Raw genomic sequence first — 26,600 nt, forward strand, 5'->3', positions numbered from 1 at the left:
ATCCAAACTCAGGAAAAACCGAAGGGCCGCCGTCAGGCGGCGGCCCGATGCGTCAACGCAACGCTTCGTCGAGGAACGCCTTGAGCTGCGCCAGGTGCTTCGACATCAAGCCGGTCGCAGTCGCCGCAGAAGCGGGGCGGCCGACGTAACGCGGCCGACGATGCTTGGCTTCGATCTGGTTCTGCACCCACTCCAGATACGGCTCGATGAAGTGCCAGCCGCCCATGTTGCGCGGCTCTTCCTGACACCACACCAGCTCCGCATCCTTGAAGCGCGACAGCTCGTGCACCAGCGTCTTGACCGGCACCGGATAGAGCTGCTCGACGCGCAGCAGATAGACGTCGTCGATGCCGCGCTTTTCGCGCTCGTCGTAGAGGTCGTAATAGACCTTGCCGGAGCACACCACGACGCGGCGGATCTTGGCGTCCGCCACCAGCTTGGTCTTGTCGTCCGACTGCGTCTGCGCGTCGTCAAGCAGCACGCGGTGGAAGCTGGTATCGGGGCCGAGCTCTTCGAGCCGCGAGACCGCCCGCTTGTGGCGAAGCAGCGACTTCGGCGTCATCAGGATCAACGGCTTGCGGATCTCGCGCTTGAGCTGACGACGGAGCGCATGGAAGTAGTTCGCCGGCGTGGTCGGATACACCACCTGCATGTTGTCTTCGGCGCACATCTGCAGATAGCGCTCCAGACGGGCCGACGAATGCTCGGGGCCCTGACCCTCGTAGCCATGGGGCAGCAGGCAGACCAGGCCCGACATCCGCAGCCACTTGCGCTCGCCCGACGAGATGAACTGGTCGAACAACACCTGAGCGCCGTTGGCGAAGTCGCCGAACTGGGCTTCCCACAGCGTCAGCGCGTTCGGCTCGGCCAGCGAGTAGCCGTATTCGAAGCCGAGCACCGCTTCTTCTGACAGCAGCGAGTTGATCACCTCATAGTGCCCCTGGTCGGGCGAGAGGTGATTGAACGGGGTGTAGCGGGTCTCGTCTTCCTGATCGATCAGCACCGAATGGCGCTGCGAGAACGTACCGCGCTCGGAGTCCTGACCAGAGAGGCGGATGCGATGGCCTTCCAGCAGCATGGTGCAGAACGCCAGCGCTTCGCCGGTCGCCCAGTCGAGTCCATTGCCAGAGTCAATCGCGCGAGCGCGGTTTTCGAGGAAGCGCTGCACGGTGCGGTGCAGGCGGAAGCCCTCCGGCACCTTGGTGATCCTGCGGCCGATCTCCTTCAGGGTCGGAAGATCAACGCCGGTGATGCCGCGGCGCGGTTCTTCGTCCTGGTCGGCCGACTTGAAGCCGGCCCACTTGCCGTCGAGCCAGTCGGCCTTATTCGGGCGATAGCTGGACGCGGCCTCGAACTCGGCGTCGAGCCGGGCACGCCAATCGGCCCGCGCCTTCTCGACCTCGCCCTCGGTGATGACGCCATCGGCGATCAGGCGCTTGGAGTAAATCTCCAGCGTCGTCGGGTGACCGGCGATCTTGCGATACATCAGCGGCTGGGTGAACGACGGCTCATCGCCTTCGTTGTGGCCGTGCCGCCGGTAGCAGAACATGTCGATGACGACCGGCTTGTGGAACTTCTGCCGGTACTCGACCGCGATCTTGGCGGCGAACACCACCGCTTCCGGATCGTCGCCGTTGACGTGGAAGATCGGCGCGTCGATCATCTTCGCCACATCCGACGGATACGGCGAGGAGCGCGAATAGCGCGGATAGGTGGTGAAGCCGATCTGGTTGTTGACGATGAAGTGGATCGAACCGCCGGTGCGATAGCCCTTCAGGTCGGACAGCGCGAAGCACTCGGCAACCACGCCCTGGCCGGCGAACGCAGCGTCGCCGTGCATCAACAGCGGCAGCACCGAGATGCGCTCCTCGGGCAGATCGCCGTGCTGGTCCTGCTTGGCGCGCACCTTGCCGAGCACCACAGGGTCGACGATCTCGAGGTGCGACGGGTTGGCGGTCAGCGACAGGTGGACCTTGTTGTGGTCGAACTCACGGTCCGACGACGCGCCGAGGTGATATTTGACGTCGCCCGAGCCTTCGACCTCGTCCGGGTTGGCGGAGCCGCCCTTGAACTCGTGGAACAGCGCCCGATGGGCCTTGGCCATCACCTGGGTCAGGACGTTGAGACGGCCGCGATGCGGCATGCCGAGCACGATTTCGCGGACGCCGAGATTGCCGCCGCGCTTGATGATCTGCTCCAGCGCCGGGATCAGCGCTTCGCCGCCGTCGAGACCGAACCGCTTGGTGCCGGTGAACTTCAGATCGCAGAACTTCTCGAAGCCTTCGGCCTCGATCAGCTTCATCAGGATCGCGCGCCGGCCCTCGCGGGTGAAGCTGATTTCCTTATCCGGACCTTCGATCCGCTCCTGGATCCAGGCCTTCTGCGCACCATTGGAGATGTGCAGAAACTCGATGCCCATGGTCTGGCAGTAGGTGCGCTCGCAGATCGCGACGATCTCGCGGAGCGAGCCGTATTCGAGGCCAAGAACGTGATCGAGGAAGATCTTGCGGTCGAGATCGGCCTCGGTGAAGCCGTAGGAGCGGATGTCGAGCTCCTCGTGATCCTTCGCCGGCGACAGGCCGAGCGGATCGAGCTTGGCGTGGAAATGGCCGCGCATCCGGTAGGCGCGGATCAGCATCAGGGCCCGGACCGAGTCCCGGGTGGCCTGCAGCACGTCGGCGGAGGACAGCTCGACGCCGCGGCTCTGGGCCTTGGCCTGGATCTTCTGGCCAACGGCCTTTTCGACCTGATTCCAGTTACCGTCGAGCGCAGAGGTTAGTTCGTCCCGCGGGGTCAGCGGCCAGTTCGCCTGCTCCCAGGACGGGCCCTCGGCGTTCTTCTGGATGTCGCCGGGGGCGTCTTTGAGGCTCTGGAAGAATGCCTGCCAGTCGGCATCGACCGAGGACGGATCGCTTTCATACCGGGAGTAAAGGTCGTCGATGTAGGTGGCGTTGGCGCCCTGCAGAAACGAAGATAGGGCGAAAGCGGCATTCGCGTCCTGGCGAGACATGATTGCTTCCTGATTATGAGATCGCGACTTAATCGCGATAAGCTGATCCGGTTACCGGATCAGCAACATAGTGCACCTTTTATCCTATTCTAGGGAAATGTAAGCTCGGAACGACACAAGGTTTGAATTAGGACTTCAATTTTTCGGCAAGCGTTTTGCCAAGCCGTGCCGGCGACGGCGACACCGTAATGCCAGCCGCTTCCATGGCGGCAGTCTTCGAGGCCGCATCGCCCTTGCCGCCCGAAATGATCGCACCGGCGTGGCCCATGCGGCGGCCGGGAGGGGCGGTGACGCCGGCGATGAATCCAACCATCGGCTTCTTGCGGCCGCGCTTGGCCTCGTCGATCAGGAACTGGGCGGCGTCTTCTTCGGCGGAGCCGCCGATCTCGCCGATCATGATGATCGACTCGGTCTTGTCGTCGGCCAGGAACATCTCCAGCACGTCGATGAACTCGGTGCCCTTAACCGGGTCCCCGCCGATGCCGACCGCAGTGGTCTGGCCGAGGCCCTCGGCCGAGGTCTGGAACACCGCCTCATAGGTCAGGGTGCCGGAGCGCGACACGATGCCGACCGAACCCGGCTTGAAGATGTTGGCCGGCATGATGCCGATCTTGCACTCGCCGGCGGTCATCACGCCCGGGCAGTTCGGCCCGATCAGGCGCGACTTCGAACCGTTCAGCGACCGCTTCACCCGCACCATGTCGAGCACCGGAATGCCCTCGGTGATGCAGACGATCAACGGGATCTCGGCGTCGATCGCCTCGCAGATCGCATCCGCGGCGCCCGGCGGCGGCACGTAGATCACCGACGCGTCCGCCCCGGTCTTGTCGCGCGCCTCACGGACGGTGTCGAAAACCGGCAGGCCGAGGTGGGTCGAACCGCCTTTGCCCGGCGAGGTGCCGCCGACCATCTTGGTGCCGTAGGCGATCGCCGCCTCGGAATGGAACGTGCCGTTCTTGCCGGTGAAGCCCTGGCAGATAACGCGGGTGTTGCTGTCGATCAGAATGGACATGGTCGGTGATGCTTTCGCGGTCGAACGGAATGGTCAGAGGCAGCGGAGAGGCCGAGAAGCGGCCTCAGGCTCCCTTCACGGCGGCGACGATCTTCTGCGCGGCGTCGTCGAGGTTGTCGGCGGGCAGCACGTTGAGGCCGGAATGCTTGATGATCTTCTTGCCGGCTTCGACATTGGTGCCTTCGAGGCGGACCACCAGCGGCACGTCGAGACCGACTTCCTTGACCGCAGCGACCACACCCTCGGCGATCACGTCGCACTTCATGATGCCGCCGAAGATGTTGATCAGGATGCCCTTCACGTTGGGATCGGCGGTGATGATCTTGAACGCCGCCGTCACCTTCTCCTTGCTGGCACCGCCACCGACGTCGAGGAAGTTGGCCGGAGACATGCCGTACAGCTTGATGATGTCCATCGTCGCCATCGCGAGGCCGGCGCCGTTGACCATGCAGCCGATGGTGCCGTCGAGAGTGACGTAGTTGAGGTCGTACTTCGACGCCTCGATTTCCTTGGCGTCTTCCTCGGTCTCGTCACGCAGCGCCTGGATGTCGGTGTGGCGGTACAGCGCGTTACCGTCGAACGAAATCTTGGCGTCGAGGCATTTCAGATCGCCCTGCTTGGTCAGCACCAGCGGGTTGATCTCCAGCATGTCCATGTCTTTGGCGACGAACGCGGCGTACAGCTTGGCCACCAGCGCTTCGGCCTGCTTGGCCTGATCGCCCTTGAGGTTCAGCGCCTTGGCGACGGTGCGGCCGTGGTGGCCCATGATGCCGGTCGCCGGATCGACCGTGAACGACACGATCTTCTCAGGGGTCTCATGGGCGACGTCTTCGATCGACATGCCGCCTTCGGTCGAAACCACGAACGAAATCCGCGAGGTAGCGCGATCGACCAGCAGCGACAGGTAGAACTCCTTGTCGATCTCGGAGCCTTCCTCGATGTAGAGGCGGTTGACCTGCTTGCCGTCGGCGCCGGTCTGCACCGTCACCAGCGTGGCGCCGAGCATCTGCTTGGCGAATTCCTTGACCTCGTCGATCGACTTGGCGAGGCGGACACCGCCCTTATCGCCGGCCGAAGCCTCCTTGAATTTGCCCTTGCCGCGGCCGCCGGCGTGGATCTGGCTCTTCACCACCCAGACCGGGCCGCCGAGCTGCTTGGCAGCGGCTTCCGCCTCGGACGCCTTGAAGATCGGGAAGCCGTGCCCCACCGGCACGCCGAACTCGCGCAGCACCGCCTTGGCCTGGTATTCGTGAATATTCATGGAATTGCCCCTCGCCAGATCGCATCCAGCCGGTTGAACCGCGACGCTGCGCCGGCCCTCAATGAGCCGGCGCAGTCAGTTTGGTTAGACGTTCCTCAGCGACCGAGCAGATCGGGCGCAATCTTCTTGCAGGCCTCGACAAGACCCTGAACGGCAGCGACCGACTTGTCGAACGCTTCCTTGTCCTTGCCGGCCAGTTCGATCTCGACGATGCGCTCGACACCCTTGTCGCCGATCACCACCGGAACGCCGACATACATGTCCTTGACGCCGTATTCGCCGTTGAGGTGAGCCGCAACCGGCACCACCCGCTTCTTGTCCTTCAGATAGCTCTCGGCCATCGCGATCGCCGACGACGCCGGGGCGTAGAACGCCGAGCCGGTCTTCAGCAGGTTGACGATCTCGGCACCGCCGTTGCGGGTGCGGTCGACGATTTCGTCGAGGCGCGCCTGCGAGGTCCAGCCCATCTTGACCAGGTCGGGCAGCGGGATGCCGGCGACGGTCGAGTACTTCACGAGCGGCACCATGGTATCACCATGGCCGCCGAGCACGAAGGCGGTGACGTCTTCGACCGAGACGTTGAACTCGTCGGCCAGGAAGTAACGGAACCGCGCCGAGTCGAGTACGCCGGCCATGCCGACGACCTTCTTGGCCGGCAGGCCCGAGGCCTTCTGCAGCGCCCACACCATCGCGTCGAGCGGATTGGTGATGCAGATCACGAACGCGTCGGGCGCGTACTTCTTGATGCCGGCACCGACCTGCTCCATCACCTTGAGGTTGATGCTGAGCAGATCGTCACGGCTCATGCCCGGCTTGCGCGGCACGCCGGCGGTGACGATCACCACGCGGGCACCTTCGATTGCCTCGTAGGAGTTGGCGCCGGTCAGCTTGGAGTCGAAACCGTCCACCGGCGAAGACTCTGCGATGTCGAGCGCCTTGCCCTGCGGCACGCCCTCGGCGATGTCGAACAGCACCACGTCGCCGAGCTGTTTCAGCCCGATCAAATGTGCCAGCGTACCGCCGATCTGGCCGGAGCCAATCAAAGCAATCTTATCGCGCGCCATGGGAAAGCAGTCCTTTGAGCCCGTGGGTGGGGAGGGTGGGAAATCCGCTTGGGTGGTTATCGCTTTCGTCCCATGCGTTCAAGTCGGCGAGCGCCCATTTGTTGCGCCAGCCGCCCTGCAAACTGCGGGAGGCTCGGAACACACCTAGGTTTCGACCAGTCCAGTGGTTTCGCCGGTCGCAGTGGAGTCGCGCCGGCCGTGCGGCAGCGCCAGATACGATTCCGATCCCATTTCTGTGAGACGGGAGACGGTGCGGTTGAATTCCAGCGCCTCGAAGCCTTCCGTGGCGCGGTAAAGCCGGGCGGGCTCCGCAGCGGCTGAGGCCATCAGCTTCACCGAGTTGTCGTACAAAGTATCGATCAGCGCGATGAACCGCTTGGCGGCATTGCGATCGGCGTAGTCCATCACCGGCACATGATCGATCATCAGCGTGTGATATTCATGTGCGAGGCGCAGGTAATCGCTGGCGCCCAGCGGTTTCTGGCACAGATCGGCGAACGAGAAGCGCGCGACGTGATGGTCGGCCTGCGGCACATGCAGGATGCGGCCCTTGATCGAGATATCGCGCGGCTCACCCTTCGTCGTCCCGGTGATCCGGTGCCACGCCCGGTCAATCGTCGCGGTCGCCTCGGCATCGTCCGGCGTCAGCCAGACCTTCATGCCGGCGAATTTCTCCAGACGGTAATCGGTTCGCGCGTCGAGCCGGATCACCCGCATATGCCGCTTCACCTGGCCGATGAACGGCATGAACAGCGAGCGGTTGAGGCCACCCTTGTAGAGATCATCGGGCGCAACGTTCGAAGTCGCCACCACCACGGTGCCGAGTTCGAACAATTTGGTGAACAGCCGGCCGAGGATCATCGCGTCGGCGATGTCGGTGACGTGAAATTCGTCGAAGCAGAGCAGCCAGGCTTCGTCGAGGATCGAGGCCGCCGTCAGCTCCATCACGTCGGCATCCGGAATATCGCCGCGCTTGATCGCCTGGCGGAAGCCGTTGATGCGGTCATGGGTCTCGGCCATGAACTCGTGAAAATGCGACCGCCGCTTCAATGCGATCGGACTGGCGTCGAAGAACAGATCCATCAGCATGGTCTTGCCGCGGCCGACCTCGCCATGGATGTAGAGCCCCTGCGGGGGGGCCTGGCCGGCATCGCCGCCGCCGAACAACCGGCCGAAAAAGCCTTGTTTCTTCGGTGGCTTATAGCCGTCGAGCGTCTCGTTGAGGAGCGTGAAGGCCTGCACCGCGCGAGCCTGCGCCGGATCGGCTTCGATGCTGCCGGAGGCGATCAGGGATTGATATTGCTGGCGGAGCGAGTGCGGCGAGGACATGCGGCCTTTTACCGCCTGATCGGGCGGCAAAATGCAAGCCGGGAATCGGTCGGAGAGCTATGCGCGATAACGAGGTGCCTCGTCAGGCGGTCAGCTCGTATGGCGCCTCGACGATATACGGACCGCCACCCGTCGAGGCGCGGGCCGAATACAGCACGAACCGCTCGGCCTTGAACACCTTGGACGGGAAGTAGCCGCGGATCGACAGATAGTCGGCGACATCGCGGCTGGAGACGTCGCCGCGCAGTCGCGCCAAGGTGACGTGCGGGGTGAACTTCCGTCCCTCGGGATCGAGCCCGACCCGCTGCATCAACCGCTCGAGTTCGGCCTGCAGCTCGATCAGCGGCTTCGACGGCACCACCGAGGCGACCACCGCGCGGGGCTTCTTGCCGCCGAAGCTCGACAGTCCCTGCAGGGTGACTTCGAACGGCTTGCGATTGACCCGAAACAGCGTCGAGGCGATCTCGTTGGCGGTGACGCCGTCGATATCGCCGATGAACCGCAAGGTGAGATGATAATCGTCCGGGTCGACCCAGCGCGCCCCCGGTAGTCCGCCACGTAAACTCGACAGGGTCTGGCCGATCTCAGCCGGAATCTCCAGTCCCGTAAACAAACGCGGCATCGGCACACCCTCGAACCTGAGGCCGATTGCGGCTGCCTATCCCGATCGTGGGGACCGTCCCGCGTGGGGCACGGCAGTCCGCAAAACGTCCGGCGAATCAACGATACGATTGTGTAGCGCGTTTGTGTAACAGCGCTACAGCGCAGCCCTCGCGGGGCCCAGAAAGCTGAGGGCAATCCGGCCCTTAAGGCGGAACTGCCACTTTCTCAGCGGCTTTGCACCAGGAGCGGGCGGAGCAGCGCCTCGACCTTGGGCAAAATCCGCTCGACGATGATGTCGACGCCCGCCGCGGTCGGATGAATGCCGTCGGCCTGATTGAGGTTCGAGACTGCCGCGACGCCATCGAGGAAGAACGGATACAGCGGCACGTCATATTGCTTGGCGAGGTCCGGATAGATCGCGTCGAACTGCGCGGCGTAGTCCTTGCCGTAATTCGGCGGCGCCAGCATGCCGGCGAGCAGCACCGGCAGATTGCGCGCTTTCAACCGCTTCAGGATCTCGTCGAGCGCCTTGCGCGGGACCTTCGGATCGGTGCCGCGCAGCGCATCGTTGGCGCCAAGCTCGACGATCACCGCATCGGCATCGGGCGGCACCGACCAGTCGAGCCGCTCCAGGCCGCCGCTGGCGGTATCACCCGACACGCCGGCATTCACCATCTCGGTCTCGATGCCCTTGGCTTTGAGCGCCTTTTGCAGCTTGGCCGGAAACGCATCGGCAGCCGGCAGGCCATAGCCGGCGGTCAGCGAGTCCCCGAGCACCACCACCTTCAGCGGCTTTGCGGCGGTCTCGGCCCGCGCACTTTGTCCAGGCAACGCCGCCATCATTCCAAGTCCCAGGACCAGCGCGATCGTGCGCGCCCACCCCTCGACCGCCACGATTGAATAGCCATATGAGGCAGCCATGGACAGTCTCATTGAACCCTCGTCATTGGCCGGCGGCGCGCCGGACAGCATCGCGATCTCCAACGTCAACCTATCGCTGGGCAGCGGCGCCGCGCGGGTGCACATCCTCAAGGATATCAGCCTGCGCGTCGGCACCGGCGAGACGATCGGGCTGATCGGCCCGTCCGGCTCCGGCAAGTCCACCCTGCTGATGGTGATGGCCGGGCTGGAGCGGCCCGACAGCGGTCAGGTGGTGGTCGACGGCACCTCATTCAATGGTTTGGACGAGGACGCGCTGGCCCGCTTCCGCGGCCGCCAGATCGGAATCGTGTTTCAGTCCTTCCATCTAATCCCGACCATGACGGCGCTCGAAAACGTCGCGGTGCCGCTGGAGCTGGCCGGTCAGGCCGGTGCTGCGGACCGCGCGGCCCGCGAGCTGGCCTCGGTCGGTCTCGGCGAACGGCTGCACCATTACCCCTCGCAGCTCTCCGGCGGCGAGCAGCAGCGCGTCGCGCTCGCCCGCGCGCTGGCGCCCGACCCGGCGATCCTGGTGGCCGACGAGCCGACCGGCAATCTCGACGAGACCACCGGCAAGCAGATCGTCGACCTGTTGTTCGCCAAACATGCTGAACGCGGCATGACGCTGGTGTTGGTCACGCACGATTCCGGACTGGCGCAGCGCTGCGACAGAGTGGTGCGGCTGCGCTCGGGGCGGATCGACACCACGCAGCCGGGCTCCGCGGCACGCGCACGGTCGGCTTGATCGATGACGGTCCTGACCGAGACGTCGCCCCGCATCCGTTCGTGGTCGCTGCCGCAGCGCTACGCGCTGCGCGAGATGCGCGGTGGGCTGAACGGCTTCTACGTCTTCATCGCCTGCATCGCGCTCGGCGTGATGGCGATCGCCGGCGTCGGTTCGGTCGCAGCCAGCCTCGGCGACGGGCTCGCCCGCGAGGGCCGCACGCTGCTCGGCGGTGACGCCGCGTTTTCGCTGATCCAGCGCGAAGCAACGCCGAACGAAGTGGCGTTCCTGCGCAGCCGCGGCGATGTCTCGGTCGCGACCACAATGCGCGGCATGGTACGGACCGACGACGGCCGCTCGGCTCTGGTCGAGCTGAAGGCGGTCGACGGCGCCTATCCGCTGCTCGGCGAGCTCAAACTCGAACCGCCGATGCCGGTTGCCGACCTGCTCGCCCGGCGGGACGATGCCTTTGGGGCCGCCGCCGACCCAGCCCTGCTGGCGCGGCTCGATCTGAAGATCGGCGACAAGGTCACGATCGGCAGTGCCACCTTCCAGATCCGCAGCGCAGTGGCGGCCGAGCCGGACAAGCTGTCCGGCAACATCGGCTTCGGTCCTCGCTTCTTGATCAGCGACGACGGCTTGCGCGCGACCCAGTTGCTGCAGCCCGGCAGCCTGGTGCGCTGGACCTACCGGGTCCGGCTGCCGGACAACGGCACCGACGATCGCGCAGCGCAGCGGCTGGTCGATGACACCCGCGCGGCACTGCCGCAGGCCGGCTGGGAAATCCGCACCCGCGGCAACGCCTCGCCGCAGCTCGAACGCACCATTACCCGTTTCACTCAATTTCTGACCCTGGTCGGCCTCGCCGCGCTGGTGGTCGGCGGCGTCGGCGTCGCCAATGCGGTGAAGAGCCATATCGATCGCCGCCGCGACGTGATCGCGACGCTGAAGGCGGTCGGCGCCACCGGGCGCGACGTGTTTGCGATCTATCTCACCCAGGTGATCGTGCTCGCGCTGATCGGCGCGGCGATCGGGCTGGCGCTCGGTGCCGCGATGCCGTTCGCGCTGGTCGGGCTGTTCGGGCAGTTACTCCCGCTGCCGGTGGTGGCGGCGCTGCATCCCGGCGAACTGGCGCTGTCGCTGGTGTACGGCCTGCTCACCGCGCTGGCGTTCGGATTATGGCCGCTGGCGCAGGTGCGCGACGTGCCGGTGGCGGCGCTGTTTCGCGAGGCCGCGACCGCCGACGGCCACCGACCCCGGCTGAAGCACATCGCCTTGATCGCCGCGGTCGTCGCGGTGCTGCTCGCGGTGGTGATCGGGCTCGCCTACGACAAGCGCGTCGCGCTGGCGGTGATCGGCGCCACCCTGGCGATCTTCGTGCTGCTGCGCGGCGTCGCCGCCGGACTGATGGCGATCGCGCGCCGGCTGCCGCGGTCGCGCATCACCATGCTGCGGCTCGCCGTCGCCAACATTCACCGCCCCGGCGCGCTGACACCATCAGTCGTCCTGTCGCTGGGTCTCGGCCTCGCGGTCCTGGTTACCGTCTCGCAGATCGACGGTAACCTGAGGCGGCAGTTCAGCGCCGCACTGCCCGAGAAGGCACCGACCTTCTTCTTCATCGACATCCCCTCCAGCGAGACTGATCAATTCGGCACATTCCTGCGCCAGATCGCGCCGAACGCCACCCTGGAAGACGTGCCGATGCTGCGCGGCCGGATCGTCGCCGCGCGCGGCGTTCGCGCCGAAGACCTCAAGCCGGCGCCGGACGCCGAGTGGGTGCTGCAGAGCGATCGCGGCCTGACCTATGCGGCCGATGTCCCGGCCGGTTCCAAGGTGGTCGAGGGGCGGTGGTGGCCCAAGGACTACAGCGGACCGCCGCTGGTGTCGTTCGACAAGAAGCTGGCACAGGGACTTGGCCTGTCGATCGGCGACAAGGTCACCGTCAATGTGCTCGGCCGCGAGATCACCGCCACGATCTCGAACCTGCGCAGCATCGATTGGCAGAGCCTCGGGATCAATTTCGTCCTGGTGTTTTCACCGGACACCTTCCGCGGCGCGCCGCACACCCATATCGCCACGCTGACCGAGAGCGGCAGCACGCCGCAGAGCGACGCCGCGGTGATCAAGCAGGTCGCCGACCGGTTTCCGATGGTGACCTCGGTCCGGGTGCGGGAGGCGCTGGAGACGGTCGGCGGCGTGGTGTCGAACCTGGTGCTGGCGGTGCGCGGCGCCAGCGCGGTGACGCTCATCTCCGCCATCCTGGTGCTGGGCGGCGCGCTCGCGGCCGGCCATCGCCACCGGGTCTATGACGCGGTGATCCTGAAGACGCTGGGCGCCACCCGGGCACGGCTGATCGGGGCCTTCGCGCTCGAATATGCGCTGATTGGTCTCGCCACCGCGGCGTTCGCCGTGCTGGCCGGCTCGGCCGCCGCGTGGCTGATTGTCACACGATTAATGACGCTGAGTTTCGCCTGGCAGGCCGGCTCGGCGGCCGGCGTGGTGGTGGCCGCCCTGGTGGTCACGGTCGGCCTCGGACTGATCGGCACGTGGCTGGCGCTCAACCAGAAACCAGCTTCCGTTTTGCGAAATTTATAGTATGCAGCGCCGGCGGAACGGGCGGCGCGGCGCGCTGGCGCACCGCTCTGGCGGGTCCTGTTAGGACTGGGAAATGGCCATTTTCGACCAAGGTCGGACGCCGATTTCTTTACCCTTCAGAGCGGAGCGACATTCAGCCGCGCATTAAAGCTTGCCCCGTCCGTGTTAGTTTCCCACATATCAGCATGGGTCGGACGGCTCGATGAACAGACGTTAATTTTGGGTCCTGACTAGGATCTTGGCTCAACTTTAAGCGCACATTCTTCGCCACCGTCCGGATAAATTAGTACTGGCTTTCGCCACCCTTCGCGACCGGCCAGACCAACTCGGGATCTCGACCATGTCGGACTTGGACCGCAACTACACTTCTCCCTTCGGCCGGGCCGCCGGACGCGTCGAAACCGCGACCGTCGACGCCGGGCTGCGCGCCTACATGCTGCGCATCTACAACTACATGACGATCGGCCTGGCCATCACCGGCCTGGCGGCGCTCGGCGTCTATATGGGCGCCGTGACCACGGACGCCGGCGCGGCTGCGGCTCGGGTCGGCAACACCATGCTGACCTCGTTCGGCGTGGCGATGTTCGTCAGCCCGCTGAAGTGGGTCTTCATCCTCGCCCCGCTGGCGATGGTGTTTGTCATCTCCTTTGGCATCAACCGCCTGAAGCCGGCGACCGCACAGCTTCTGTTCTGGGCGTTCTCGGCGCTGATGGGCATCTCGCTGTCGTCGATCTTTCTGGTCTACACCCACACCTCGATCGTCCGGGTGTTCTTCATCACCGCGGCCGCGTTCGGTGCGCTGAGCCTTTACGGCTACACCACCAAGCGTGACATGACCGGGATGGGTTCGTTCCTGATCATGGGCCTGTTCGGCGTCGTGATCGCCAGCCTGGTGAACCTGTTCGTCGCCTCGTCGATGCTGCAGTTCATCGTCTCGGTGGTGGGCGTGCTGGTGTTCGCCGGCCTGACCGCCTGGGACACCCAGCGCCTGAAGAACGACTACATCTACGGCTACGGCTCGATGGGCGGCGACGTCGCCGAGCGGGCCGCCATTACCGGCGCTCTGTCGCTCTACCTGAACTTCATCAACCTGTTCACGCTGCTGCTCCAGCTGCTCGGACAGAAGGAATAACGGTCTCCTCCCAGACCTGACAGCTCGAAGCCCCGGCCCAGCGCCGGGGCTTTTGTTTTGGGCGGACCAAACGTCCCGAACCAAGGGACTCGCGCAAAGCGCCTCACAGCAACCGCCCGTCCTTGCCGGGCTCGCCCCGGCGATCCATCCTGCTGCAGGCAGCCTCCTGCAAGCCAGCCAAGCGTCATGGCGAAGAGGATGGATACGCGGGTCAAGCCCGCGTATGAGGTGCCGCTGAGATTGGCGATCCGCTCCGAGTCCGAATTCCGTATGTCCGACCACCTGATCCACCCGGCGACCACCGCCGACCTGCCGGCCATCACCGCGATCTACGAGCAGGCGGTGCGCTTCGGCACCGCGACCTTCGAGCTGACCCCGCCCGACCTTGCCGAGATGACGCGGCGGTTCAGCACTCTGACCGAAGCCGGCTTTCCGTATCTGGTCGCGGAGGCGGACGGGGCGATTGCCGGCTACGCCTATGCGGGCCCCTACCGGCCACGGCCGGCCTATCGGTTCACGGTCGAGAACTCGATCTATCTCGATCCGGCGGCGCACCGCCGCGGCATCGGCAGCGCGCTGCTGCACGACCTGATCGCCGCATGCACCGAGCGCGGCTTCCGGCAGATGATCGCGGTGATCGGCGATTCCGCCAACGCCGCCTCGATCGCCCTGCACCGCAAGGCCGGCTTCGCGCCGATCGGCACCCATACCGACGTCGGCTTCAAGTTTGGTCGCTGGCTGGACTCGGTGCTGATGCAGCGGACGCTGGGCGACGGCGGACAGACGGTGCCCGAAGCAGAAGCACGGCCGAACAGCGCATAATGCCGTAACTCTCCGCGAAAGCGGAGGGCCCAGTATTCCAGACAATTGACGCTGATCCCTGGCGCTCTGGGATATTGGGGCGCCCGGACAAGACGGGGGCCATCGAGACGCTTCGCCCCGACCCAGCTCCGCCGCGTTGAGGTCAGACCAGCGCCAGCTTGCGGTCGATCACCAGCAGCACACGTTCGAGTTCATGGCCGCGGCGCAGGATCTGGCCGGAAGCGCCGATGACGCAATACGCGCCCTGTTTACGGGCGAGCCGCGGATCCTTGACGATGCGATAGATCGGGACTTCCGAGGCGCGGCGGAAGATCGAGAACACCGCGGTGTCTTTCAGGAAGTCGATGGCGTAATCGCGCCACTCGCCGGCCGCGACCATCCGGCCATAGAGATTGAGGATGCGATTAAGCTCCAGGCGGTTGAAAGTGACCAGTCCCTGCAGCGGTGCGGTGCCTGGGCGCTCCGCTGCGCGGCTCTCGCTGGGGTCAGCCTCCCCGGAAATCATATCCATCGGCGCCTCCTGTCACGACGCTGACATGATTGCGCCGCCGGCGACGGGCCGCAAGGGGACCGAAAGCAGCAGGCGCCGAAACAGCGCCCTTGCGCACGCGGCTCACGCCTTCGTTAGCCGAATTCTTATTGCCGCCCGATTTTCGCCCAGCGCCCGCCAAGCCCGCTTGCGATAACGCTATCACTGCGTTGGCCCGGTCCCTTCGGCTTCGGATTCCTCAGCCCCCAGCCCCCCGAAGCAGTCGGGATCGGGCCTGTACGCAGAACCTCGATCCCCCTCCTGGGCCGACGCAAGTTGGTCCTTTTTTGTTTTGAGGGGCCGGCTCGCTTCCGATCGTGAAGCCCGCAGCCAAGGCGCGCAAATCAGCTCCGACGATTGTCCGCTAAATCTCACCCGGCAGACGGTCAGTTCAGCGACGTGAACGCGGCCCCGAGCATCGCGCCGGGCTTCTCACGGCTGCCGTTTTGCACATAGACCGCCGCCGCATCGACGCCGTCGCCGACAACGTTCTCCAGCGGCACCGTCCAGTGCTCCGCCGCACCGGTCCAATCGCCGACCTTCAGCAGATTGCGCACCACGTTGTGGTAGGTGACGTGCCGGCCGCGGTTCTCGCCACGTCCGATCTCGATCGGGATCGCTTTGGACACCGCGCAGATCCAGACTTCGCCGCTCTTGGTCGTCTCGCCCTGAGGCGCCGCGGCGACCGAGACTTTGATCTCTTTGCCTTCGACCGCCACCGAGACCGGCACGGTCATCACCCCGGCGGTCTTGTCGGTGGTCTTGATCGCGCCCTCGATGCCGGCGCGGTTGCTGCCGACAAGGTGCGCCGACCCATTGACGATCACCTGCGGGGTGAACACGTCCCGATCGCCTCGCACTTGCGAGTAAGCTTTCTGGCGAGCGGTAAAACGGGAGTCGGCCAGCGTGTCCTTCCAGCCGAGATAGTCCCAGTAGTCGATCGGAAGGCTGAGGGCGATCACCGACGGATCGCGGGCGAGTTCGCCGATGATTTTGTCCGCCGGCGGACAGGACGAGCAGCCTTGCGAGGTGAACAGCTCGACCACGGCGCGGGGCTCGGCGGCAGCAAGATCGGCCGTCGCGATCGTCACGCACAGGCCGAGTGCGCCGGACCACCGCGAAAATCCACCAACACCATTCATCGTCGTTTGCCGAACCGCCTTTGCCGAATGCTTCGGGACGGCGGCACGCCGCCATCCATCGAGGAGCCTTAAAACGAAAAGGCGGCCATTTGCATAGGCCGCCTTCCGTTCACCTGCCACTCACTTCGCAGTGAGGCATTCTGAGCCTATCGACGAAGATCGCGACTGTTAGGCCGCGAGCTTGCGCAGCACGTAGTGCAGAATACCGCCGTTGCGGTAGTAATCGAGCTCGTCGAGCGTATCGATGCGGCACAGCAGCGGCACGCGCTTGCGCTTGCCCTCGGCCGAGGTGATCTCGGCTTCCAGCATCTGCCGCGGCTTGAGGTCGCCTTCGAGGCCGCGGATCGTGACCTTCTCGTCGCCCTTGAGGCCGAGCGAGGCCCACGAGGTGCCCTCTTCGAAGGTCAGCGGCAGCACGCCCATGCCGACCAGGTTCGAGCGATGGATGCGCTCGAAGCTCTGGCAGATCACGGCACGGACGCCGAGCAGACGGGTGCCCTTCGCGGCCCAGTCGCGCGACGAGCCGTTGCCGTATTCGGCACCGGCGAACACCACCAGCGGCACCTTCTCTTCCTGGTACTTCATGGCGGCGTCGTAGATCGACATCTGCTCGCCGTCCGGCCAGTGCTTGGTCAGGCCGCCTTCCGGAATATTGCCGTCGGCGCCCTTCAGCATGTGGTTCTTGATGCGGATGTTGGCGAAGGTGCCGCGCATCATCACTTCGTGGTTGCCGCGGCGGGTGCCGTACTGATTGAAGTCGGCCGGGCGCACCTGACGCTCGGTCAGGTACTTACCAGCAGGCGACGTCAGCTTGATCGAACCGGCCGGCGAGATGTGGTCGGTGGTGATCTTGTCGCCGAACAGCGCCAGGACGCGGGCGTCGACGATGTCGGTGATCGGCTCCGGCTGCTTGGTCATGCCTTCGAAGTACGGCGGGTTCTGCACGTAGGTCGACGACATGTTCCACTTGTAGGTCTCGGACTCGACCGTCTTGATCTTGCGCCAGTTGGTGTCGCCCTTGAATACGTCGGCGTAGCGCGCCTTGAAGATCTTGGAGGTCACGTACTTCTTGACGAAGGCGTTGATCTCCTTGGTGCTCGGCCAGATGTCCTTCAGGTACACCGGCTTGCCGTCCTTGCCGGTGCCGATCGGATCGACCGCGAGGTTCTTGGTCACCGAGCCGGCGAGCGCATAGGCGACCACCAGCGGCGGCGAGGCCAGGTAGTTGGCCTGCACGTCCGGCGAGACGCGGCCTTCGAAGTTGCGATTGCCCGACAGCACGGCCGCGGCGACGATGCCGTTGTCGTTGATCGACTTCGAGATCTCTTCCGGCAGCGGCCCGGAGTTGCCGATGCAGGTGGTGCAGCCGAAGCCGACGAGGTTGAAACCGACCTTGTCGAGATCCTTCTGCAGACCCGAATTCGCCAGATACTCGGCGACGACCTGCGAGCCCGGGGCCAGCGAGGTCTTCACCCACGGCGCCGCCTTGAGGCCCTTGGCCGCGGCGTTACGCGCCAACAGGCCGGCGCCGATCAGCACGCTCGGGTTTGAGGTGTTGGTGCACGAGGTGATCGCCGCGATCACCACGTCGCCGTGGCCGAGATCGAAGTTGCGGCCTTCCACCTTGTAGCGCGCGCCGTCAAGCGCCTTCTTGTACTCGTTGGCCATCGCGGTGGCGAAGCCTTCCGACACCGACGACAGCGCGATGCGGCCCTCGGGGCGCTTCGGGCCGGCCATCGACGGCTCGACGGTGGCGAGGTCCAGCGTCAGCGTCACGGTGAACACCGGGTCCGGCGACTTGGAGGTGCGGAACAGGCCCTGCACCTTGCTGTACTTCTCGACCAGCGCGACCCGCGCCGAGGCACGGCCCGAGGTCTTCAAGTAATCGATGGTTTCGCCGTCGACCGGGAAGAAGCCGCAGGTCGCGCCGTATTCCGGCGCCATGTTGGCGATGGTGGCCTTGTCGGCGACCGAGAGATTGTCGAGGCCCGGGCCGAAGAATTCGACGAACTTGCCGACCACACCCTGCTTACGCAGCATCTGGGTGACGGTGAGCACCAGGTCGGTGGCGGTGACGCCTTCCTTGAGCGCGCCCTTGAGCTTGAAGCCGACCACTTCCGGCAGCAGCATCGACAGCGGCTGGCCGAGCATCGCAGCTTCCGCCTCGATGCCGCCGACGCCCCAGCCGAGCACGGCGAGACCGTTGACCATGGTGGTGTGCGAGTCGGTACCGACCAGCGTGTCCGGATAGGCGACTTCGAAAGTGCCGGTCTTGCGGCCGATCGTCATCTTCTCCTTCTTGGTCCAGACCGTCTGCGCCAAGTACTCGAGATTGACCTGGTGGCAGATGCCGGTGCCGGGCGGCACCACCGAGAAGTTCGAGAACGCCTTCTGGCCCCACTTCAGGAACTCATAGCGCTCCTGGTTCTGCTTGTACTCCTCGGCAACGTTCTTCTTGAACGCCTGGTTGTTACCGAAGAAGTTGACGATCACCGAGTGGTCGATGACGAGGTCGACCGGCACCAGCGGATTGATCTTCTCGGCATCGCCACCGAGCTTCTGCATCGCGTTGCGCATCGCCGCGAGATCGACCACCGCCGGCACGCCGGTGAAGTCCTGCATCAGCACGCGCGCCGGGCGGAATGCGATTTCGTGCTCCAGCGCCTTCTTCCGCATCCACTTGGCGACCGCCATGATGTCCGCCTTCTTGACGGTGCGGTCGTCCTCGTTGCGCAGCAGGTTCTCCAGCAGCACCTTCATCGAGTAGGGCAGACGGGAAATCCCCTTCAGGCCGTTCTTCTCGGCGGTGGGCAGGCTGTAATAGACGTAAGACTTGCTGCCGACCTTGAGGATCTTCCGGCATTTGAAGCTGTCGAGCGAGGTCATGTAAGGCGGGTCCCAGATTATCGTTTTCGATTGGGCGAGCTTGTATGCTGGCTCCGGAGGGGCAGGCCGTCCGGCTTGCAGGCGCCGATCGTGTGCTGCATCAAGTTCCGGCTTATAGAACCTTTCCAATTGCGCCGCCAGTTCGACAATGACAGGCGAGCGCATCGATTTGTGAGCAGGCCGTTCCGATCCCGGAGCGGAACAGGTTGGGATGCATGCGGCTGTCGGGGCGCGACTTACGGTGTGTACGAGGTGGCCGCGAGGTATTCGCCGGACTGGCCTTCGAGGCAAGCGCCGGCGAGGCGTTGGCGCTGATCGGACATAACGGCGCCGGCAAGACGTCGCTGCTGCGGCTGATCGCCGGGCTGCTGACACCTGAGGACGGAACCGTCACGCTCGACGGCGGGGAACCCGATACGCCGGTCGCCGAACAGGCGCACTATCTCGGCCACCGCGACGCGCTCAAGCCGTCGCTCAGCGTCGCTGAAAATCTCGGCTTCTGGCGCGACTTTCTCGGCGGCGAGCGCACCGATCTGAGCGCCTCCATCAAGGCGGTCGGGCTCGGCCACGCCGCCGAACTGCCGGCGGCGTATCTGTCGGCCGGCCAGCGCCGGCGGCTCTCGATCGCCCGCCTGCTGGTGGTACGGCGGCCGATCTGGCTACTGGACGAGCCGACCTCCGCGCTCGACATCAAAGGCCAGGAGCTGTTCGTCGGGCTGATGCAGGATCACCTCGCCCGCGGCGGCATCATCGTCGCCGCCACTCACACGCCGCTCGGCATTCCGGTGCGCGAGCAGCGGATCGGAACCGCGTCATGACCGCGCTCGGCGCCATCATTCGCCGCGATATCAAGATCGCACTCCGCGTCGGCGGCGGCGCGCTGATCGGCGTATTATTCTTCCTCACCGTGGTGGTGCTGATGCCGTTCGCGGTCGGCCCCGACCTTGCGCTTTTGAAGCGGCTCGGGCCGGCGATCCTATGGCTCGGCGCGCTGCTCGCCAGCCTGCTGACACTCGACCGGCTGTTCACCGCCGACGCCGAGGACGGCTCGCTCGACCTGATCGTGATGAGCCGGACCCCGCTGGAGCTGACCTGCGCCGCCAAGGCGCTGGCGCATTGGCTGGCGGCAGGGCTGCCGCTGATCGTCGCGACGCCGGTGCTGGGCCTATTGCTCAACCTCGACGGCAGCGCCTCGCTGGCCGTGATGGCGACGCTGCTGGCCGGCACCCCGGCGCTGACCTTCACCGGCATGATCGGCGCCGCGCTGGCGGTGACGCTACGCCGCGGCGGCCTCCTGCTGGCCGTGCTGGTGCTGCCGCTGTCGATCCCGGTGCTGATCTTCGGCGTTTCCGCCTCCCAGGCGGCGATCGTCGGCCCGGTGTCGTTCGGCACCCCGTTCTCGATCCTGTGCGCGATCTCGCTGCTCAGCCTGGTGATCGGCCCGTTCGCCGCCGCCGCCAGCCTACGCCAGGGGCTGGATTAGCCGACTAGCGGGAACCACCTCCGCGTGACCCACTTCTCTTGTGTGAGAGAAGATTATATTATATTCTTTCTTTAGAAAGAGGAGCGCAACGTGGTCGCTGTTCTGAATCGATCCCCGGCCGCCCTCGATAAGGGGCAGGTGCTGACCAAGGCCACCCTCAAGGCGGCCGAGCGCCTCGGCCTGTCGCAGAAGGTGTTGAGCAACGTCATCGGCCTGTCGGAGTCCGTGGTGTCGCGGATGAAGAGCGGCGACTACGTGCTCGACGGCGGCAAGGCCTATGAACTCGCCGCGCTGTTCGTCCGGCTGTACCGCTCGCTGGACGCCATCGTGGCCGGCGACGAGACCGCCGCGCGCGCATGGATGAAGAGCGACAACCTCGCGCTGCGGGGTACGCCGATCGAGCTGATCCAGAAAATTCCGGGGCTGTTTCATGTTGTCCAGTACCTGGATACGCGACGCGCTCCGATCTGAATCGGCGAGGCTCTCAGGACGGTTCTGGCGCATCGTCGAGGCGCAGCATCAATCAGCGACGATGAAGCTGACCGACTCGCTCGAGGAGCAGGCGCTGCTGGAAGACATCATCGAGGACACCAAGCCGCCGGTCCCGGCGGATTGCGAGGGCCTCGACTTTCTGCTGATGACGCCGTTCCGCTACAGCGCGACCAACCCGTGGGGCTCGCGGTTTCGGCGGCCCAATGCCGAAGCGGGCGTGTTCTATGCCGCCGCGCAGCCCTCGACGGCGATCGCCGAGGCGGTGTTTCATCGCCTGCTCTTCTTCGCCGAATCGCCCGGCACGCCGTGGCCGCAGAACCCCGCGGAATACACCGCCTTCTCGATCAACCTCGGTTCGGAGCGTGTGCTCGATCTCACAACACGGCCGTCGGATGACCTGGCGGCGATCCTGAACACGCAGGACTACGCCGCCGGACAAGCGTTCAGCGAAGCGGCGCGCGCCGCCGGCGCGGAGATCATCAAATATCCCTCGGTCCGCGACCCGCAGCATGGCGCCAACGTCGCGGTACTGTCACCGCGCGCGTTCCGCAGCACGGCGCCGGTGGAACGCCAAAGCTGGCGCATCCATCTCGACCGCAACGGGGCGCGCGCCTTCTGCGAAGCACCACGCGGCTCGCTCGCCTTCGGCCGGGACGCATTCGACGCCGATCCGCGAATGCACGGCTTACTCTGGAACCGCTGATGCGCGATCGCGATCGGCCGCATCTCCGGTTTGGCCCGAATGCCGCCGCGCACCCGCAGCGGCTAGTTTGCTGCACTGCGACAGCGATCACCTGTGGGGCTGCCCCGATCAACTCCGCAGCAACCCTTACGCGGCGTCATTGCCTGCGGCCCTCAGCCCCGATATCAGGAACGCGATGAAGCTGACCGAACTCGCCAATCCGACCCGGTTCCTGACGCTCGCGGGGCGCCTGCTGCCCTGGTTGGCGGCCGCGACCGCATTGGCGCTGGCGGCGGGGCTGACCCAGGGCATGCTGGCGCCGGACGACTACCAGCAGGGCGCCACCGTCAAGATCATGTTCGTGCACGTGCCGAACGCCTGGCTGGCGATGTTCGTCTGGGGGGTGATGAGCGTCGCCTCGCTCGGCACGCTGGTGTGGCGGCATCCGCTTGCCGACGTCGCAGCCAAGACCGCGGCGCCGATCGGCGCGGCCTTCACCTTCCTGGCGCTGGTCACCGGCTCGCTGTGGGGCCGGCCGATGTGGGGCACCTATTGGGAATGGGACGCCCGGCTGACCTCGATGCTGGTGCTGTTTCTGATGTATCTAGGCCTGATCGCGCTGTGGCGCGCGGTCGAGGACCCGTCCCGGGCCGCCCGCGCCGCCGCCGTGCTGACCTTAGTCGGCGCCATCAACCTGCCGATCATCAAGTTCTCGGTCGATTGGTGGAATACGCTGCACCAGCCGGCCTCGGTGGTGCGGATGGGCGGATCGACGCTCGACAAGGCGTTCCTGATCCCGCTCCTGGTCACCGCGATCGGGTTTTCGCTGCTGTTTCTCACGCTGCATCTGGCGGCGATGCGGAACGAGATCCTGCGCCGGCGGGTGCGCTCGCTGCAGATGATGCAGGCCAGCCGGGCCGAGGCGGCGTGATGTTCGGCAAATACGCGGACTTCATCGTCTCGTCCTACGCCGCGACCGCGATCGTGGTGCTGCTGCTGATCGGCTGGGTCGTGCTGGATTATCGCAAGCAGAAGGCGCGGCTGCGCGATCTCGAAGCCCGCGGCGCCGTCCGCCGCTCCGGCCGCAGCGCGACCGACCACTGACAACCGACGGATCATCATGAGCGACACCTTCGATCCCGCCTCGCCGAAGCGCCGCTCTTGGCTGGTGGTGCTGCCGGCGCTGCTGTTCGCCGGGCTCGCGGTGTTGTTCTGGTTTCGGCTCGGCGACAGCGACGTGTCGCGGATCCCCTCGGCCCTGATCGGTCGGCCGGCGCCGCAGACGCCGCTGCCGCCGCTGGAAGGCTTGAGCCGCGACGGCAACCAGGTCGCGGGACTCGATCCGGCGATGTTCAAAGGCAAGGTCAGCGTCGTCAACGTCTGGGCGTCGTGGTGCGTGCCTTGCCACGATGAAGCGCCGCTGCTGATGACGCTGGCGCGGGACACCCGCATCCAGCTCGTCGGGATCGACTACAAGGACAAGCCCGACAACGCCCGCCGCTTCCTCGGCCGGTATGGCAATCCGTTCGCGGCCGTCGGTGTCGATGCCTCAGGGCGTGCCGCGATCGAATGGGGCGTGTACGGCGTGCCGGAGACCTTCGTGATCGGCCGCGACGGCAAGATCGTCTACAAGCTGGTCGGGCCGATCACCCCGGACAACATCGAGAAGGTGCTGAAGCCGGAAATCAGCAAGGCGCTGGCCGCGCCGCAGAGCTGACCGACCTGTTAGCACCGCTAAAAACCCCTCGAAAATAAATCGGATCGTTTATCAGCCGTTCATCGCACCGCCATTGCGGCGCCATGAATCCCGGATGAGCTTCGGGCGTTACTAACAACGTCCTTTGGAGGGACATCCGATGGGTACCTCGACTTTCCGTCGTCTCACGCTCGCCCCGCTCGCCGCCGCCGTCGCGCTCGGCCTGCTCGTCTCCGCGCCCGCGATGGCGCAGGCACCGCAGCCGGCCACGCCGCCGACCGCCAAATCCGACAAGATGGCCCCTCCGCCGAAAGCCGACACCAAGGCGGCTGCGCCGGCGAAGTCGGAGAAGGTCGAGCTCCTCGATATCAACTCGGCGACCGCCGAACAGCTCGACGCGCTCCCCGGCGTCGGCAAGGCTTACTCCGCTGCTATCATCAAGGGCCGGCCCTACAAGGGCAAGGACGAGCTGGTGCAGAAGAAGATCGTGCCGCAGAAGACCTACGACGGCATCAAGGACAAGATCATCGCCAAGCAGAAATAATCGAGGTGAGGCCGGGGCGCCTGCCCCGAAGTAACACGTCATGCCCGGGCTTGACCCGGGCATCCATCCCTTCACAACAAGATGGATTGCCGGGTCGAGCCCGGCAATGACGACCTGGGGCCAAGCAGACTCAGCGCCCCGACACGTCGCCTTCGTCGGCGGCGCTCTGTTCGAGCGTGGCGGGCTCGGCCGCGTAGCGCTTGGTGAGCGGCATCTGCAGCAGCGCGAACAGCATGGTGAGCGGCACCGCGCCGAACACCTTGAAGTTGACCCAGAAGTCAGTCGACTGCGTCCGCCACACCGCTTCGTTCAGCACCGCCATCGCGAAGAAGAACAGCGCCCAGCGCAGCGTCAGCTTGCGCCAGCCTTCCGCCGTCAGGTTGAACACCTGATCGAACATGATGGCAATGAAGCTGCGGCCGAACAGCAGCCCGCCGCCGAGCACCGCGCCGAACAGCGCGTACACGATGGTCGGCTTCATCTTGATGAAGGTCTCGTCGTGCAGCACCAGCGTCAGGGTGCCGAACACCAGCACCACCACGGCGGTGACCAGCGCCATCACCGGTACGTGCCGGGTGACGACGTAGGACGCGATCACGGCAGCGACCACCGCCACCATGAAGGCGCCGGTCGCGGCGAACAGATGAAACTTGGCGTTGACGATGAAGAACACCAGCAGCGGCCCGAGCTCGGTCGCCAGCTTGAACAGCGGGTGCGGCCGGTTGGGCTTCAGCAGGTCGTCCGTCATGCCGCCTCCGTGCCGGCGATCGCCTTGGCGAAATCCCGCGCCGTGAACGGCGACAGATCGTCGACGCCTTCGCCGACGCCGATGAAGTGCACCGGCAGTTTGTGCTTCTCGGCGATCGCCACCAGGATGCCGCCGCGGGCGGTGCCGTCGAGCTTGGTCATCACCAGGCCGGTGACGCCGGCGGTCTTGGTGAAGGCTTCGACCTGCGACAGCGCGTTCTGGCCGACGGTGGCGTCGAGCACCAGCAGCACCGCATGAGGCGCGGTGGCGTCAACCTTCTTGATCACCCGCACCACCTTCTCGAGCTCGTTCATCAGCTCGGTGCGGTTCTGCAGCCGGCCGGCGGTGTCGATCAGCAGCACGTCACGACCCTGCTGCTTGGCTTCGGTGAGCGCGTTGAAGGCGAGGCCTGCGGCGTCCGAGCCCTGAGCGCCGGCCACCACCGGGGTGCCGGTGCGATCGCCCCAGACCTTGAGCTGATCGATCGCCGCGGCCCGGAAGGTGTCGCCGGCAGCCAGCATCACCTTGTGGCCCTCGGAAGCGAAGCGCGCCGACAATTTGCCGATCGTGGTGGTCTTGCCGGAGCCGTTGACCCCGACCATCAGGATCACGAATGGCTTCTTGCCGGCGTCGACGTCGAGCGGCTGCGCCACGGGCGCCAGCACCTTCTCGACCTCAGCGGCCACGATCTCTTTGACGTCGCTGGCCGAGATCATCTTGTCGTAGCGGCCCTCGCCGACCGCCTTGGCGATCCGTGCCGCCACTTCGGTGCCGAGGTCGGCGCGCAGCAGCACGTCTTCGATCTCTTCGAGCATTGCCCGATCGAGCTTGCGCTTGGAAACGAATTCCGACAGCGCGGTCCCGATCGAGCTCGAGGTGCGCTTCAGTCCGCTGGACAGCCGTCGCCACCAGCTCTGTTTCGAATTTTCCGGAGTGTCGCTCATCAGGGCGCTGTGTTAGCCGTTTCGCGCCATGAACGAAAGCCACCCAGATCAATTCGAGCCGCCGGAACTGACCCCCGAGGAGATCCAGGCGCGCGTGCTGTACCGCGACGGGCTGATGCTGGTGATCGACAAACCGCCGGGTCTGCCGGTGCATCGCGGGCCCAAAGGCGGCCCGAACCTGGAGGCATCGTTCGACGCGCTCCGCTACGGTTTGCCGCGCCCGCCGGTGCTGGCACATCGGCTCGACCGCGACACCTCCGGCTGCCTGGTGCTCGGCCGCCATCGCAAGGCCACCGCCACGCTGGGGCTGCTGTTCAAGCATTCGCGGATTTCCAAGACCTATTGGGCGATCGTCGAAGGCGGCCCGGCCGAAGACGAAGGCAGCATCCACCTGCCAATCGCCAAGCTCAACGCCGAACGCGGCTGGTGGCAGAAGGTCGATCCGGAAGGGCTGCCGTCGCTGACGAAATGGCGGGTGATGGGGCGGTCGGCGGTCAGGCTCACTGCACCCGATGTTTCCTCCGCGCAGGAGACGGCGCTTCTCGCCCCTCCCCCTTGCGGGGAGGGGTCGGGGGTGGGGGTCCACAGCGGCAGCCTCACTTCGGGGCGCCCTCACCCCAACCCTCTCCCGCAAGCGGGAGAGGGAGCCCTCAGTGCTGGCGGAGAGAGTGACGATCTGTCTCGAAAGCCGGGCGCCAAATCCGGTGTGACTCCCCCGACGCACCTCACCTGGCTGGCGCTCGAGCCCATCACCGGCCGGACCCATCAGCTCCGGGTGCATTGCGCCGCGATGGGCTGGCCGATCTTCGGCGACAACATCTACGGCAACGGGCCGCGGTTCGGCGAACCGCGGCTGCATCTGCATGCCCGCGAGATCGTCATCCCGCTGTCGCGTAACAAACCGCCGGTGGTGGTCACCGCGCCGCCGCCCGCGCATATGCACCCGCGGCTCGCTGCCTGCGGCTGGACACCGAGCTGACGCGC

General features: G+C 65.6%; 25 protein-coding genes. 13 read left to right on the forward strand and 12 right to left on the reverse strand.

The window, feature by feature from the left end:
• Positions 1 to 52 precede the first annotated feature (52 nt).
• The 7 genes from LRC39_RS00940 to LRC39_RS00970 all read right to left on the reverse strand — a co-directional run bounded on the left by LRC39_RS00940 (position 53) and on the right by LRC39_RS00970 (position 9,200).
• Positions 53 to 3,010 (reverse strand): 2-oxoglutarate dehydrogenase E1 component, encoded by a 2,958-nt coding sequence (locus LRC39_RS00940; protein ID WP_107353803.1) that lies wholly within the window; start codon positions 3,008 to 3,010, stop codon positions 53 to 55.
• A gap of 127 nt (positions 3,011 to 3,137) precedes the next feature.
• On the reverse strand, positions 3,138 to 4,022 hold the full coding sequence (gene sucD / locus LRC39_RS00945; RefSeq protein ID WP_012493972.1) for a succinate--CoA ligase subunit alpha: 885 nt from the start codon (positions 4,020 to 4,022) through the stop codon (positions 3,138 to 3,140).
• A gap of 64 nt (positions 4,023 to 4,086) precedes the next feature.
• Complete coding sequence (gene sucC, locus LRC39_RS00950) at positions 4,087 to 5,283, reverse strand: ADP-forming succinate--CoA ligase subunit beta (RefSeq protein ID WP_107342443.1); 1,197 nt, start codon at positions 5,281 to 5,283, stop codon at positions 4,087 to 4,089.
• Between the two features lie 95 nt (positions 5,284 to 5,378).
• Positions 5,379 to 6,347: a malate dehydrogenase gene (gene mdh, locus LRC39_RS00955; RefSeq protein ID WP_107342444.1), complete on the reverse strand. Its 969-nt coding sequence runs from the start codon at positions 6,345 to 6,347 to the stop codon at positions 5,379 to 5,381.
• A 144-nt stretch (positions 6,348 to 6,491) separates the two neighbouring features.
• Positions 6,492 to 7,676, reverse strand: a complete 1,185-nt coding sequence (zapE, locus tag LRC39_RS00960; protein WP_107353805.1) for a cell division protein ZapE — start codon at positions 7,674 to 7,676, stop codon at positions 6,492 to 6,494.
• An 82-nt stretch (positions 7,677 to 7,758) separates the two neighbouring features.
• On the reverse strand, positions 7,759 to 8,298 hold the full coding sequence (gene thpR / locus LRC39_RS00965) for an RNA 2',3'-cyclic phosphodiesterase (RefSeq protein WP_346296052.1): 540 nt from the start codon (positions 8,296 to 8,298) through the stop codon (positions 7,759 to 7,761).
• Positions 8,299 to 8,504: 206 nt separating this feature from the next.
• Entirely contained in the window at positions 8,505 to 9,200 is a 696-nt protein-coding gene (locus tag LRC39_RS00970) for an arylesterase (RefSeq protein WP_430624915.1), read from the reverse strand.
• Between LRC39_RS00970 and LRC39_RS00975 the strand changes: the two genes are divergently transcribed.
• The 4 genes from LRC39_RS00975 to LRC39_RS00990 all read left to right on the forward strand — a co-directional run bounded on the left by LRC39_RS00975 (position 9,199) and on the right by LRC39_RS00990 (position 14,470).
• Entirely contained in the window at positions 9,199 to 9,942 is a 744-nt protein-coding gene (locus tag LRC39_RS00975; RefSeq protein ID WP_264075077.1) for an ABC transporter ATP-binding protein, read from the forward strand. The genes LRC39_RS00970 and LRC39_RS00975 overlap by 2 nt on opposite strands.
• Before the next feature lie 3 nt (positions 9,943 to 9,945).
• Positions 9,946 to 12,516, forward strand: coding sequence for an ABC transporter permease (locus LRC39_RS00980; RefSeq protein ID WP_346296053.1), 2,571 nt, complete (start codon positions 9,946 to 9,948; stop codon positions 12,514 to 12,516).
• Between the two features lie 340 nt (positions 12,517 to 12,856).
• Positions 12,857 to 13,648, forward strand: a complete 792-nt coding sequence (locus LRC39_RS00985) for a Bax inhibitor-1/YccA family protein (protein WP_011155766.1) — start codon at positions 12,857 to 12,859, stop codon at positions 13,646 to 13,648.
• 270 nt (positions 13,649 to 13,918) lie between these two features.
• Entirely contained in the window at positions 13,919 to 14,470 is a 552-nt protein-coding gene (locus LRC39_RS00990) for a GNAT family N-acetyltransferase (protein WP_346297561.1), read from the forward strand.
• Between the two features lie 142 nt (positions 14,471 to 14,612).
• Here the strand turns inward: LRC39_RS00990 and LRC39_RS00995 are convergent, their stop codons facing one another.
• The 3 genes from LRC39_RS00995 to acnA form a co-directional block, all read right to left on the reverse strand.
• The gene (locus LRC39_RS00995; protein ID WP_107342449.1) at positions 14,613 to 14,981 is read right to left on the reverse strand and encodes a DUF2794 domain-containing protein; all 369 of its coding nucleotides are present in this window, start codon (positions 14,979 to 14,981) and stop codon (positions 14,613 to 14,615) included.
• A gap of 404 nt (positions 14,982 to 15,385) precedes the next feature.
• Positions 15,386 to 16,141, reverse strand: a complete 756-nt coding sequence (locus LRC39_RS01000; RefSeq protein ID WP_107342450.1) for a DUF1223 domain-containing protein — start codon at positions 16,139 to 16,141, stop codon at positions 15,386 to 15,388.
• Positions 16,142 to 16,309: 168 nt separating this feature from the next.
• On the reverse strand, positions 16,310 to 19,027 hold the full coding sequence (gene acnA / locus LRC39_RS01005) for an aconitate hydratase AcnA (protein ID WP_346296054.1): 2,718 nt from the start codon (positions 19,025 to 19,027) through the stop codon (positions 16,310 to 16,312).
• Between the two features lie 215 nt (positions 19,028 to 19,242).
• On the opposite strand from acnA, the gene ccmA reads away from it, so the two are divergent.
• From ccmA to LRC39_RS01045, 8 genes are all read left to right on the forward strand, one after another.
• The gene (ccmA, locus tag LRC39_RS01010; RefSeq protein WP_346296055.1) at positions 19,243 to 19,845 is read left to right on the forward strand and encodes a heme ABC exporter ATP-binding protein CcmA; all 603 of its coding nucleotides are present in this window, start codon (positions 19,243 to 19,245) and stop codon (positions 19,843 to 19,845) included.
• Positions 19,842 to 20,510, forward strand: a complete 669-nt coding sequence (gene ccmB, locus LRC39_RS01015) for a heme exporter protein CcmB (protein ID WP_107342453.1) — start codon at positions 19,842 to 19,844, stop codon at positions 20,508 to 20,510. Before ccmA ends, ccmB begins: the two co-directional genes overlap by 4 nt.
• 90 nt (positions 20,511 to 20,600) lie before the next feature.
• On the forward strand, positions 20,601 to 20,981 hold the full coding sequence (locus LRC39_RS01020; RefSeq protein ID WP_346296056.1) for an antitoxin Xre/MbcA/ParS toxin-binding domain-containing protein: 381 nt from the start codon (positions 20,601 to 20,603) through the stop codon (positions 20,979 to 20,981).
• 61 nt (positions 20,982 to 21,042) lie between these two features.
• Entirely contained in the window at positions 21,043 to 21,705 is a 663-nt protein-coding gene (locus LRC39_RS01025; RefSeq protein ID WP_346296057.1) for an RES family NAD+ phosphorylase, read from the forward strand.
• A gap of 175 nt (positions 21,706 to 21,880) precedes the next feature.
• Positions 21,881 to 22,615: a heme ABC transporter permease gene (locus LRC39_RS01030; RefSeq protein ID WP_107353813.1), complete on the forward strand. Its 735-nt coding sequence runs from the start codon at positions 21,881 to 21,883 to the stop codon at positions 22,613 to 22,615.
• Entirely contained in the window at positions 22,615 to 22,788 is a 174-nt protein-coding gene (gene ccmD / locus LRC39_RS01035; RefSeq protein WP_013500270.1) for a heme exporter protein CcmD, read from the forward strand. Before LRC39_RS01030 ends, ccmD begins: the two co-directional genes overlap by 1 nt.
• A 16-nt stretch (positions 22,789 to 22,804) precedes the next feature.
• Positions 22,805 to 23,401: a DsbE family thiol:disulfide interchange protein gene (locus LRC39_RS01040; protein ID WP_346296058.1), complete on the forward strand. Its 597-nt coding sequence runs from the start codon at positions 22,805 to 22,807 to the stop codon at positions 23,399 to 23,401.
• Positions 23,402 to 23,540: 139 nt separating this feature from the next.
• On the forward strand, positions 23,541 to 23,924 hold the full coding sequence (locus tag LRC39_RS01045) for a ComEA family DNA-binding protein (RefSeq protein WP_346296059.1): 384 nt from the start codon (positions 23,541 to 23,543) through the stop codon (positions 23,922 to 23,924).
• 130 nt (positions 23,925 to 24,054) lie between these two features.
• On the opposite strand, the gene LRC39_RS01050 is transcribed toward LRC39_RS01045, so the two are convergent.
• Complete coding sequence (locus LRC39_RS01050; protein WP_408018094.1) at positions 24,055 to 24,672, reverse strand: septation protein A; 618 nt, start codon at positions 24,670 to 24,672, stop codon at positions 24,055 to 24,057.
• Positions 24,669 to 25,616: a signal recognition particle-docking protein FtsY gene (gene ftsY, locus LRC39_RS01055; protein ID WP_346296060.1), complete on the reverse strand. Its 948-nt coding sequence runs from the start codon at positions 25,614 to 25,616 to the stop codon at positions 24,669 to 24,671. Before ftsY ends, LRC39_RS01050 begins: the two co-directional genes overlap by 4 nt.
• Positions 25,617 to 25,644: 28 nt before the next feature.
• Here ftsY and LRC39_RS01060 point away from each other — a divergent pair, with 28 nt between their 5' ends.
• Entirely contained in the window at positions 25,645 to 26,595 is a 951-nt protein-coding gene (locus tag LRC39_RS01060; protein WP_346296061.1) for an RluA family pseudouridine synthase, read from the forward strand.
• Positions 26,596 to 26,600: the final 5 nt, after the last annotated feature.

Origin of the sequence: Rhodopseudomonas sp. P1 (assembly GCF_039642825.1) — a bacterium.
Classification (GTDB): Bacteria; Pseudomonadota; Alphaproteobacteria; order Rhizobiales; family Xanthobacteraceae; genus Rhodopseudomonas; species Rhodopseudomonas palustris_H.